The organism is Kribbella sp. CA-293567 (assembly GCF_027627575.1).
Lineage (GTDB): Bacteria > Actinomycetota > Actinomycetes > Propionibacteriales > Kribbellaceae > Kribbella.
In genome coordinates, this window is sequence record NZ_CP114065.1 from 4464631 (window position 1) to 4476457 (window position 11827).

12 protein-coding genes are annotated in these 11827 nt (G+C 68.5%); 3 read left to right on the forward strand and 9 right to left on the reverse strand.

Annotated features, from left to right (window positions below; translation table 11 throughout):
* Positions 1–59: 59 nt before the first annotated feature.
* The 8 genes from OX958_RS20485 to OX958_RS20520 all read right to left on the reverse strand — a co-directional run bounded on the left by OX958_RS20485 (position 60) and on the right by OX958_RS20520 (position 8618).
* The gene (locus OX958_RS20485) at positions 60–824 is read right to left on the reverse strand and encodes a hypothetical protein (protein ID WP_270130608.1); all 765 of its coding nucleotides are present in this window, start codon (positions 822–824) and stop codon (positions 60–62) included.
* Between the two features lie 49 nt (positions 825–873).
* Entirely contained in the window at positions 874–1845 is a 972-nt protein-coding gene (locus OX958_RS20490; RefSeq protein ID WP_270130610.1) for a hypothetical protein, read from the reverse strand.
* Entirely contained in the window at positions 1842–2957 is a 1116-nt protein-coding gene (locus OX958_RS20495; RefSeq protein ID WP_270130611.1) for a hypothetical protein, read from the reverse strand. Before OX958_RS20495 ends, OX958_RS20490 begins: the two co-directional genes overlap by 4 nt.
* On the reverse strand, positions 2954–4165 hold the full coding sequence (locus tag OX958_RS20500) for a PrsW family glutamic-type intramembrane protease (RefSeq protein WP_270130613.1): 1212 nt from the start codon (positions 4163–4165) through the stop codon (positions 2954–2956). Before OX958_RS20500 ends, OX958_RS20495 begins: the two co-directional genes overlap by 4 nt.
* A gap of 172 nt (positions 4166–4337) precedes the next feature.
* The gene (coaE, locus tag OX958_RS20505; RefSeq protein WP_270130614.1) at positions 4338–4931 is read right to left on the reverse strand and encodes a dephospho-CoA kinase; all 594 of its coding nucleotides are present in this window, start codon (positions 4929–4931) and stop codon (positions 4338–4340) included.
* Between the two features lie 92 nt (positions 4932–5023).
* The gene (gene rpsA, locus OX958_RS20510) at positions 5024–6502 is read right to left on the reverse strand and encodes a 30S ribosomal protein S1 (protein WP_270130616.1); all 1479 of its coding nucleotides are present in this window, start codon (positions 6500–6502) and stop codon (positions 5024–5026) included.
* A 215-nt stretch (positions 6503–6717) separates the two neighbouring features.
* Positions 6718–7623: a phosphotransferase family protein gene (locus OX958_RS20515; protein ID WP_270130618.1), complete on the reverse strand. Its 906-nt coding sequence runs from the start codon at positions 7621–7623 to the stop codon at positions 6718–6720.
* A 107-nt stretch (positions 7624–7730) separates the two neighbouring features.
* Complete coding sequence (locus OX958_RS20520; RefSeq protein WP_270130619.1) at positions 7731–8618, reverse strand: SGNH/GDSL hydrolase family protein; 888 nt, start codon at positions 8616–8618, stop codon at positions 7731–7733.
* A gap of 166 nt (positions 8619–8784) precedes the next feature.
* On the opposite strand from OX958_RS20520, the gene OX958_RS20525 reads away from it, so the two are divergent.
* From OX958_RS20525 to OX958_RS20535, 3 genes are read left to right on the forward strand one after another with little or no spacing between them, the layout of a single operon-like run.
* Complete coding sequence (locus OX958_RS20525) at positions 8785–9351, forward strand: TetR/AcrR family transcriptional regulator (protein ID WP_270130620.1); 567 nt, start codon at positions 8785–8787, stop codon at positions 9349–9351.
* Positions 9348–9893, forward strand: coding sequence for an SRPBCC domain-containing protein (locus OX958_RS20530; protein ID WP_270130621.1), 546 nt, complete (start codon positions 9348–9350; stop codon positions 9891–9893). Before OX958_RS20525 ends, OX958_RS20530 begins: the two co-directional genes overlap by 4 nt.
* Positions 9894–9902: 9 nt before the next feature.
* A complete protein-coding gene (locus OX958_RS20535) occupies positions 9903–10694 on the forward strand; it encodes a class I SAM-dependent methyltransferase (protein ID WP_270130622.1) in 792 nt (263 codons plus the stop codon).
* Here the strand turns inward: OX958_RS20535 and OX958_RS20540 are convergent.
* Complete coding sequence (locus OX958_RS20540; protein ID WP_270130624.1) at positions 10691–11788, reverse strand: DUF3068 domain-containing protein; 1098 nt, start codon at positions 11786–11788, stop codon at positions 10691–10693. The genes OX958_RS20535 and OX958_RS20540 overlap by 4 nt on opposite strands.
* Between the last annotated feature and the right edge of the window lie 39 nt (positions 11789–11827).

Below are 11827 nucleotides of genomic sequence, written 5' to 3' on the forward strand. Positions count from 1 at the left end.
CCCACCGACAGTTTCCGAAAATCCGCCCACGGCGGACGCCCGGCACCGCCGCCGGCCGCCTAGGAGTAGCTCTTGACCACCGAGTTGTTCATCGCTTTCAGCTCGTTGACCCGTCGGTCGTAGACCCGCGACTCCAGCCCGGCGTCGGTCGCGGTGACCTGCCCGAACTGGTCCTCGTACGCCGTAACGAAGCCCTTGAACGGCAGCAGCTTCCCGCTCTTGGACGGTACGTCGGCCGTGTAGTCGATCGAGTAGCAGGCCTTCAGCGCCTCCGTCGCGCACTCCACCACGACACCCTTGCCGATCCGCACGTTCTTGAACCCGTTCGACTCGATGTCCACCAGGTGCTCGGCGAACGCCTTCGCGTCGTACAGCTTGGTCTGCCGGACCCAGAAGTACCCGTCGATCAGGCCCCGCTTGTTGAACTCCTGCAGGATCCAGTACTGACCGGAAACGGTCTTGTCCGGCCCCTGCAGCCAGCCCTTGGCCGGGGTGAACCAGACGCCCTTGCCGACCTCGACCCCGACGTCGTTCGGGCCCTTGGTCTTCGGCGCCTCGGTCGGCTCCGGCGTGTACATGGTGCCGATCGGGTCGGGCGTCACCTTGTCGTCGGGAGCCGGCGCGGCGCTGTCGTCCTTGCCGCCACCGGTGGTCAGCAGCACCACACCGACCGCGATCAGCAGCACCGCGAGCACGGCGCCGCCCATCACGATCCACGGCGTCTTGGACGACTTGGCCGGGGACCGGAACTGCGGCCCGGCCGGACCGGGACCCCAGCCACCCTGAGCCGGTGGTTGCTGCGGAGCTCCGTACTGCTGACTCATGATCGTTCCTCGCGGTGTCTCATGGGATTGGGCGGTGGGTGTTCGGGCGTCACAGGCTGTCGAGGACGGACTTCTTCATCGGCACCAGGGCGGCGTCGGCCGTCGCCGCGAAGTCGTTGCGGGTCCGGTAGTCCAGCGCGGTGACCACGCCGTCCTTACGCCGGTACGCCTCCACCTCGCCCTTGACCGCGACGCCCTGGACCGGGGTGGAGGTGTAGGAGATCGCGACACACTCCACCAAGACGTCCTTGGGGCATTCCAGGTTCCGTACGTTGCCGAGCTGGGCGATCTCCTTGTCGGTCTCCCCCTCGACGATGCCGACCGCGAACGCGCTCGCGGTGACGTTCTGCTTCTGCCGGACCCAGAACCACGCCCGTGGCTCACCGGTCGGCGAGTAGGCGGCCACCTGCTTGCCGTTGGTCTCCTTGGCCACCACGGTCCATCCCGCCGCCGGAACGACCGAGACGCCGAACTGGACCGGCAGTGCACCGGCCGGTGGCGTGTAGCTCGGGGACGCGCTCGGGCTGGGCGACTGGGCCGGACCAGGATCCGCCTTGTCGTCTCCCCCGGTCAGCAGGACCAGGGCGACAGCGACCAGCACCACGACCATCAGGCCGGCAGCGATCGGAATCACCACAGGCGGGAGCTTGAAGCCCTTCTTGACCGGCTCAGGTCGCCGCAGAGAGGGCGGGCTGACCTGGTCACCCCAGGCCGCACCGGTCTCAGTAGCACCCTTCTGTACGCCGGTGCCGCCCGCCGCGGTGCCACCGGCAGCAACACCGGCTGTGCCCCAGGTGGACGGAGCGGAGCCCGCAGTACCCGGAGCAGGCTCGCTTTTGCCACCAGGCGTGGCCGCGTCCGGAGTGTCCCAAGGGGACGGCGGCCGTGCTGGCACCTCCAGCGACCACGGGGACGGTGGAAGCTCCGGCTCCGGGGTGGCTGTCTCTTCCTCACCCTCGGCGTCGGTCTTGCGCACCCATGGATTGCTGGGGCCCTGGTTCTTGTCGCGCTTACCGTTCACTGGCTCTTGATCACCGATTCCAGCATCGCCGAGACGGCCTTCTGGGACGTCGAGACCTTGTCCTTGCGGCCGTACACCCGGAAGACCGTCACTACGCCGTCCTTACGCTCGATCACGCCGACCAGACCCACCACCTGCAGGGTTCCGTTCTGGTTGGTCGAGGTCGCACTGTAACCCTGCGAGGTCATGAACTTCACGTTGCCGGTGGGCTGGCTGACGTCGATCGGCGCCTTCGTCTGGAGCTGGCTCAGGCCCTTCGTCTCGGCCTTCAGCAGCTTCGGCAGCAACGCCGCGGGGGTTTCGCCACCGTTCGGCTTGAACGCCTGGAGCATCAGGTACGCCTCGCCCGCCTTGAGCAGGTAGACGCCGTCGAACTTGTCCAGCGACTTGCGCAGGTAGCCCGGGTGCGGCTTCACGAAGACGCCCTGACCGACCTCGATCCCCTCGTCCACCGGAGTGCTCGGTGCGCCACTGGGCTCCGTTGTCGGCTCACCGCTGGGCTGGGCGCTGGTGGGCGCGACCGGCGGCGGCTGGACCTTCTGGTCGTCGCCCCCACCGAACAGGAGTGCCAGCACGACGCCGACGACCACGACGGCGGCGAGGCCGCCACCGGCGAGGAACAGGATCTTGTTGGGCCCCTTGCCACGGTTGCCACCGCCGTACTGCGGAGCGGACTGGCCCCATTGCTGTTGCGGCGGGTACTGCTGACCCGGGAAGCCCTGCGGCGGCTGCTGGCCCGGATAGGCAGGCGGCTGCTGGCCGGGGTACTGCTGCGGCTGCCCCTGGTACGGCGGCTGGCCATGCGGCGGCTGGCCTTGCGGAGGCTGCCCCTGAGGCTGGCCTTGCGGCGGCGGCCCCTGCGGCGGTCGACCTTGCGGAGGCACACCCTGTGGAGGCGGCCCCTGGGGCGGCGCTCCCTGGTACGGCGGCTGTCCAGGCTGACCCGGTTGACCGTAGCCAGGCGGCGGGCCCTGCGGCGGCCGGCCGTACGGCGCCTGCTGTCCCGGCTGTCCGTAGCCCGGCTGCCCTCCGTACGGCGGCTGACCCGGCTGACCCGGCCGACCCGGCCCACCCGGGCCGCCCTGGCCGTACGGCGGTTGCTGGTTGCTCATGCCTGCGTCTCCCCAGTGATCCCGTCGAAGCCGGCGGCCGGAACGCTCCCCCGCGCTGCCACGCCACGCTCGGACTTCGGCACGGATCGTACCGAGTTCCCGCAGGCGGAGCAGAAGTCGGAGTGCGGCAGCAGCGGCATCTCGCAGCGCGAGCAGAACGCGAGCTCGCCCGAAGCGTGGTTCGAGCCACCGCGGGCGGCGGACTCCAGGGCCGCTTCGAGCAGCCCCTTGTGCAGCACGGTCCGGACCAGGATGATCAGCGCGCCGAGCAGCACCAGCCCCCAGACCACCCCGAGGATCGCGCCGATCGTCGAGCCGCGCCCGCCGATGAAGCCGAGCAGGTAGACGCCGCCCTGGAAGGCGGCGTTGACGGCCATTGCCTGGATCAGGCCGAACACCCAGCGGGGGGTGAAGCCGTCGTACTTCTCCCCGAGACCGGAGAACTCCGCCACCGCGAGACCGGTCGCCGAGCCGTAGATCAGCGGCTTCACGAAGCCCTGCAGCACCACGATGGAGATCCAGGTGCCCGTACTGCTGCCCGGACCGGCGAAGCCGCCGCTGATCCAGGCCCAGTGCAGCACCAGCGTCTCGAAGCAGGCGAACCCGACACCGGCCACCACACCGAAGGTGAAGCCGTCCATCAGGTCGTCGTAGCGCGGCCGGGAGGCCAGGTAGATCGGGCCGATCTGGCGGATCAGCTCCGACACGACCGGTACCAGCAGCATCAGGATCACCAGGTCGCGCCCGGACGGGCCACCCGGGTTGCTGCCGACCAGGTCACTGGTGAGGCTGATCCGGTCCGACCACAGCCAGGTGAAGACGGCGGCCAACACCCCGGTCAGCACGAACGCCGCGGCGACGACCGGGACCGGTTCGTCCTCCCACAGGTTCACGTCGTACAGGTAGAGGATGTAGACGATCGGGATGGCGAAGGCGGCCACCATGATCGCGACCGGCAGCGCGCCCAGCGCGGCCGTCACCACGGTCAGCAGCAGGGCGATGCCCAGTGCGACCTTGTAGGTGTACGGCTGGCGGCCCGCGCCCTGCGGCATGATCGTGGAGACCAGTTTGAACGAGGCCACCGGTTCGTCCGGCCTGGCCGCGTAGGCCTTCTTGCGCCCAGCGTCCGCCGACTGCAGGTCGCTGCCACAGCGGTGGCAGAAGTGCGAGACCTCGGGGACGTCAGAGCTACAGCGCGGACACTCCACGCCATCCTCCCAACCTTGGAACTTGCGGACCGGCGCGGGGGCGCGCCGGGAGCTGGTCACGTCGGCCGGACTCCGCCGGCGAACCCGGACGATTCTCGTACAGCTCGATCGGGATTCATCATTTCCCGGCCGGGGGTCACCTTTTCGTGTCCAGACCGTGCCCTGGGACCGGTCAGCCGGCGCGTTCGGCGAGGCCCGGCCAGAGCCGGCCGACCCGCGCGTCCAGCTCGTCGAGACCGCCCGAATTGTCGATCACCAGATCCGCGACCGCCAGCCGCTGCTCCCGGGTCGCCTGACTCGCGATCCGGGCCTCCGCCTCCTGCTCGGTCATCCCTCGGTCCCGGACCAGCCGCTCGACCTGGACCTGCTGCGGCACGTCGACCACCAGTACCAGGTCGAACTTGTCGCCCTGGCCGGTCTCGACCAGCAACGGGATGTCGTGCACCACCACGGCGTCGGCCGGTGCGGCAGCCTCGATCTCGGCCGCTCTGGCCCGCACCCGCGGATGGATGATCGCCTCGAGCTTCCGCCGGGCCTGCTCGTCGCCGAACACGATCCGCCCCACTGCCGGCCGGTCCAGCTCTCCTTCGGGCGTCAGTACGTCGCCGAAGGCCTCGACCACCTCGGCCAGCCCGTCGGTGCCTCGCGCAACCACTTCCCGGGCGAGCAGATCGGAGTCGATCACGACCGCACCGCGCGCGGCCAGCCGCGCCGACACCGAACTCTTCCCCGACCCGATTCCGCCGGTCAATCCAACTCTCAGCACAGCAGCACCCTACGGCGTGCCGAGACCCCCGCACCCAGTACGGGGGTGCGGGGGTCTCGGGTCCTGCAGGTGGTACAGGAACTACAGCTGGATCAGCCCTGGCCGGTCAGCTTCTCGCGGAGAGCCTGGAGCGCCTCGTCGGAAGCCAGCGCGCCCTCGACGGGAGCGTCGTCCTTCGGCTCGGCGGCCGAGGAGTACGTGGAGGCCTCGCCGGCCTCGACGTCCGCCGTCTTGGCGTCCTCGATCTGCTTCTTGTGGGTCTCCCAGCGCGTGTGGGCCTCGGCGTACTGCCGCTCCCACTCCTCGCGCTGCGTGTCGAAGCCCTCGAGCCACTCGCCCGTCTCGGGGTCGAACCCGTCCGGGTAGATGTAGTTGCCTTCCTTGTCGTACGTCGCCGCCATGCCGTAGAGCGTGGGGTCGAAGTCGTCCGACACGGTGTCGACACCCTCGTTGGCCTGCTTCAGCGACAGCGAGATCCGGCGACGCTCGAGATCGATGTCGATGATCTTGACCATCACGTCGTCGTTCACCTGGACGACCTGCTCCGGGATCTCGACGTGACGCTCGGCCAGCTCGGAGATGTGCACCAGACCCTCGATGCCCTCCTCCACGCGGACGAACGCACCGAACGGCACCAGCTTGGTGACCTTGCCGGGCACGATCTGGCCCATCTGGTGGGTCCGGGCGAACTGCTGCCACGGGTCTTCCTGGGTCGCCTTCAGCGACAGGGAGACGCGCTCGCGCTCCATGTCGACGTCCAGCACCTCGACCGTGACCTCCTGGCCGACCTCGACCACCTCGGTCGGGTGGTCGATGTGCTTCCAGGACAGCTCGGAGACGTGCACCAGGCCGTCGACGCCGCCGAGGTCCACGAACGCACCGAAGTTGACGATCGAGGAGACGACACCCTTGCGGATCTGGCCCTTCTGCAGCTGGGTGAGGAAGTTCATCCGCACCTCGGACTGCGTCTGCTCCAGCCACGCGCGACGCGACAGAACCACGTTGTTGCGGTTCTTGTCGAGCTCGATGATCTTGGCCTCGATCTCCTGGCCGACGTACGGCTGGAGGTCGCGGACCCGGCGCATCTCGACGAGCGAGGCCGGCAGGAAGCCGCGGAGGCCGATGTCCAGGATGAGTCCACCCTTGACGACCTCGATGACGGTACCGGTGACGACGCCGTCCTCTTCCTTGATCTTCTCGATCGTGCCCCAGGCCTTCTCGTACTGGGCGCGCTTCTTCGAAAGGATCAGGCGGCCTTCTTTGTCCTCCTTCTGGAGAACCAGGGCCTCGACGTGGTCGCCGACCTTGACGACCTCGTTCGGGTCGACGTCGTGCTTGATCGACAGCTCGCGCGACGGGATGACGCCTTCGGTCTTGTAACCGATGTCGAGGAGAACCTCGTCCCGGTCGACCTTGACGATGGTCCCCTCAACGATGTCGCCGTCGTTGAAGTACTTGATGGTCAGATCGATCGCCGCGAGGAAGTCTTCCTCCGACCCGATGTCATTGACCGCTACCTGCGGGGTGGTGCGTACTGCGGGGTCGAGAGGTGCCTCGATGCTGGCCGTCATGTGGTGGGTTGCTCCGTGGGCTGATGGTGTCGTACGGGTGCACCCGGGCCGTTGGATCGCATCAGAAACGCTGGATTACCTGAACAGGACAGAATCACCACCGACTGCTGCGAGCACGAGCCTGCTCCGTCCGAGGTCGCGCGGGCCCATAGCGCATCTCACAGAATACGTGTAATGACTCAGGCACGGCAACCCGGGGCACCCTGCGGCACTACTCAACGTACGGCGTCCGGATCCGGGCGACCGCCCGCGAGGTCACCCGTGTCTCCGATCCGCTTGACCAGAGCGTTCGCGGCCGCCGTCACCGGGTTGGCCGCGGGGCGTGCGGCCAGGTCGATCAGTGCCCACAGATCAGCCGCCCGAGCCCGCTCGACGAGCCGGTCACCCAGGTCGAACCCGTCCCGTACGACGTCCAGCACCGCCTTGCCGAGCACCGGATCGGCACAGAACCGCAGCAGGTTCCCCAGATCCGCGTACGGCGATCCCGCGTGCGCGAACTCCCAGTCGATCAGCCCCGTGATCCGGGCGGTCTCCGGATCGACCAGCAGGTTCTTCGGGTTGAAGTCACTGTGCACCAGGCAGATCCGGTCGGCACCGGTCTCGGCGAGCTCTTCGGTCTCGTCGATCACTGCCTCGATCCGCTCGCCCTGCTCGCGGGTCAGCCCGATCTCCCGCGCATGCTCCTGGAAGAAGTCCGCCAGCTCACCGACCCCGAACGGCCGGATCGCCAACTCCCGCCCAGTGAAATCGCCAAAGCTCAGGAACGGCATCCCACTCAGCAGCACCAGCAACTCGCCGAGTTGCTCCCCCACCCTGCGCCGCTCGTCGTCGCCGGCCGTCTCGAGGTACGTCTCCAGGTTCACCCCGGGCAGCCGCTCGTACAGGACATAGGGAGGAGCACCATCCCCCGCCGGCTCAGGCATCGCGTCCAGCACGCGCGGCACCGGCAACAGTCCGCGCACCAGCCGCATCAGCGACAGGTCGACCGCCGCTCGCTCCGGGCGCCTGCCGTAGAGCTTCAGCACCGCATCCTCGCCGCCGGCGCTCACAGCGAAGGTCTCGCCGCCGTAGCCGCCGGCCAGCGGCACCGCGCTAGCCGCGATCGCCCCGAACTCATCCATGCCGCGCATCCTGCCGCACTTCACCGACAACCCCGGACCGCCACCACTGACCAACCCGCCGCGGAAGCACTTCTCCACGGCGGGTTGAGCGTGATCGCTGCGGCTGACTACGCCTTGGTCGGTGCTGCGAGTCCGGCGGCCGCCAGGACCGTCGGTACTGCGTTGCGCAGGCCCGCCGCGTTCGGGTGCAGCGGCACCAGGCCGTTCGTCGTCACGCTCGGGATCAGACCCTCGATCCAGCGCGTACCGGCGCTCTTGCACATGTCGTGACCGACGCTGGGCGTCGCCAGGTCGACGTACGTCGCGCCATGCGCGGCTGCCTGCTCAGCCATCCGGACGTTCAACCGGGTCAGGGCCGACTGCAGGTAGTCCGCGTCCATGCCCCAGACCGGCACGACCGGCCAGCAGCCGCCCTTCTTGATGCCCGTCGGGTAGCCGACCATCAGGATCTTCGCCTGCGGCGCCCGCGCGCGGATCTCCTCGATCACCGTGCCGTAGGTCGGCGCGAACGCGTCGATCTTCTGCGCGAGCTTGTCGACGCCACCGGCGGTGTTGGCCGCCTTGCAGGACTTCCCGAGGCCCTGCGGCAGCAGGTTCACACACGAGACCGCGAGACCGACCAGGCCGATGTCGTTGCCGCCGATGCCGACCGTGACCAGCGTGGTGTCGGCGCTCAGAGCGTCGTACTGCGGCGCCGCCGTGCCGAGCACGATGCCCGGCTGCGGGTTCGCGAAGTGGGTGGTCTGAGCCGCGCCGCAGGTGACGTCGCGGAACTTGGCAGGAGCGAGCTGCCGGGCGATCAGCGACGCGTAGTTGACCGCCGACCGCGCACAGGTCAGCACCTCCTTGGCCGGCAGTACGAGCGAACCGGCCGCGAACGAGTCGCCCATCGCCACATAGACCAGAGGTGGGGCCGCGGCCGGGGCCGCCTGCGCCGTCTGGGCCGTCAGCGGACCGGCGACCAGCGCCACCGCCGCACCGAGTACCGCAATCATCCGTGCACGAGCTGACCTGTTTTGCATGCTGCCTGCCTTAGACGTTAAGTGACCAGTCGGTAACAGTTTGCGTGCGAGTCAGCTTGAAGAAAACTCACCTTTCCGGCAAGGGCTCGGACCCGGTTATTTTGATTGAATATTTCCGCTACCGCGGTAGCGTAAATGCATGACGCGCGGCCGACCCCGAGATACGGCGATCGAGGGCCGGGTACTGGCCGCGGCCGGCGAAGAGCTGCGCCGAGGCGGCTATGACGCTCTGTCGATCGATCGGGTGGCTGAGCGCGCCGGCGTCGCGAAGACCACGCTGTACCGCCGCTGGGCCACCAAGGCCGAACTGGTCGTCGCGCTGATCACCGCACTCCGCCAGGAGGTCCTGTTCGAACCGTCCGGCGATCCACGCCGCGACCTGACCGAGCTCGTCGCCGCCATCGCCGCCAACCTCACCGCGACCCCCACGACGATGGTCGCCGATCTGGTGGCCGCGGCGGCTCGTGAACCACGCGTCGGCGACAGCGTCCGGGCCCTGTGGGCCGAGCGCCATCGAGCCGTCACCGCCGTGGTCGCCGAGGCCCAGCAGGCCGGGATCGTGCTCGACCACGTCTCCCCCGCCGTACTGGTCGATCAACTGGTCGGCCCGCTCTACTACCGGCTCCTCGTCACCGGCGAGCCGCTGTCCCCCGACTACGCCAGGACGCTCGTACGCAGCGTCCTCGGTCCTGAGGAGTCCGAATGAGCACCACCGCTGCCGTCCCCGACAAATCCCCCGTACGCCGTCGCGTACTCACCGCACTCGGTGCGGTCCTCGTGCTGCTGCTCGGGTACTGCGTCTACGCGATCGCTCACACCACCGTGCTGCGCACCGAGATCGAGGTGGACGCGACGCCCGACGAGGTGTGGAAGGTGCTCGCCGACCGCGCGGCGTACCCGGAGTGGAATCCGTTCATCGTCTCGTCGACCGGTGAGCTGACGGCCGGTGCGGTCATCACCAACGTGCTGAGGGACACGAACGGGAAGGAGACCACCTTCACTCCCGAGCTGGTCGTGGTCGAGCCGGGCCGGGAGCTGTGCTGGATCGGCCGGATCGCGCCGGGACTGGTCTTCGACGGCGAGCACTCGTTCCGGATCGAGCCGCTGGCCGGTGGCCGCTCGAAGTTCGTTCAGGAGGAGAGGTTCCACGGGATCGCCGTCCCGTTCACCGTCAGCATGCTGAACGAGACGATCAAGCCACAGTTCGAGGCGATGAACCGCGCGCTCGCCGCCCGGGCGGCCGGATAGGCTGCGGGCGTGGTCGAGCCGCAGCGGGTGGAGCTTTCGGAGCCTGAGACTTCCCGGGCGAGCCGGACCTATTGGGACTCAGCCGCCGGGGACTACCTCGCGGAGCACGGCGCGTTCCTCGGGGACGACAAGTTCATCTGGTGCCCCGAAGGTGTCGACGAGGCGGAGGCTCAGTTGCTGGGCCCGGTCCGCGGCAGACGAGTTCTGGAGATCGGTTGTGGCGCGGCACAGTGCTCGCGCTGGCTGGCCGGACGCGCGGCCGACGTGGTTGCCTTCGACATCTCGGTCGAGCAGCTCAGGATCGGCAAGCAGCTGGACGAGCGGACGGGGACGGCGGTACGGACCGTTGCCGCTGACGCCGTCGCGATCCCGTTCCGGGACGGCACCTTCGACATCGCCTGCTCGGCGTTCGGGGCGTTGCCGTTCGTCGCCGACGCGGAAGCAGCCCTACGGGAGATCGCGCGGACTCTCAAACCGGGCGGACTGCTGGTCTTCTCCGTCACTCACCCGATCCGCTGGAGTCTGCCGGACGACCCGACACCGGCGGGCCTGAAGATCACCCAGTCGTACTTCGACCGCACCCCGTACGTCGAGGTCGACGACCAGGGCACCGCCGTCTACGCCGAGCACCATCGCACCACCGGCGACTGGATCCGCGCCCTCACCGGCGCCGGCTTCGTGGTGGCCGACCTGCTCGAACCCGAGTGGCCGGCCGGCCATGACCAGGTCTGGGGCGGCTGGGGACCAGACCGCGGCCGGCTCGTTCCCGGTACCGCGATCTGGTCGGCCCACAAGAGCTAGCTGGACTCCTTGGACTTCGCCCGGGTCGCGACCACCGGCCGGGTCCGGAGCTGCAGAGCGACGACCAGGCCGAGCAACAGCAGCCCGATGATCAGCGACAGCAGCGGCACCCAGAAGCCGATCAGGTTCAGCTGCGCGGCCTTCGCCTGGTAGCCACCCTCTTGGACACCGTTCTCCTCGGCGCCCTCGACATTCTTCTTCACCGTCGCGTCGTCGTACGCGATGGTCACCTCGGTCGCGGTCAGCCGCGGCTCGTCGTCGACCTCCAGCGAAGCGAGCTGCTTCTCCTCACCCTTGATGATCGCGCCGGTGACCGGCTCGATCCACAGCGTCCGGGTGTTCTGGTAGGTGCGGTCCACCGCGACCGCGGCCTGGGCCGGCTCACCGACCAGCTTGCCGGGCACCTGCAACTGGGTGGCCTGCAGCAACTTCTGCTTCGGCACTTCCTGCACGAACTTGTAGACCTTCAGGCCGTACAGCTCGTCCTCGGCCTCGAACTTGACCGGGAACGCCTTCCGGGTGGTGGTGTCCCAGAACTTGTACTCCTTCTTCTCCGTCCCGAACGGGAACTTCAGCACCAGTCCCTCGTGCCCGCGGAAGAAGTCGGAGCCACCGTTGTCCAGGGTCTGCCGGTCGGCCTTGTTCAGCGTGGTGGTGATGTACTCGCCGGTCTCCTTGTCGTCCCAGCGCACCGCCTCACCGGTGTGCGCGTCCAGCACGACCCGCTCCTGGACGAAGCTCAACGGCATGTTGTCCGTGTCGCTCGGGTCGTCCGGGAACTGGTAGTTCGGCTCGTTGGCGGTGACCACGGCGGTGTCGAAGACGACGACGTCGCGGCCGAGCTTCTTGCTGATGTCCTCGGCGGCCTTGACGTCACCGCGTACCGTCCGGCGCGCCTCCAGCGTCTGGTTTTCCTTCTTGGCCAGCTCCTTGGCGCTGAAGAAGGTCGCGTTCGGTCCCGTCGAGACGGTGTGCGCGACCTGATCCGCAGGTGCCACCGCCAACGTCGGATACGCGTAGAACTTGGCCAGTGCCGCGATCCCCACGAAGAAGATCCCGAGTGCGATCACCAGCACACGACTGCGATTCCCCACAACAACCCCTCCCGGTCTGTCCGCGGGACGCTACCAGCG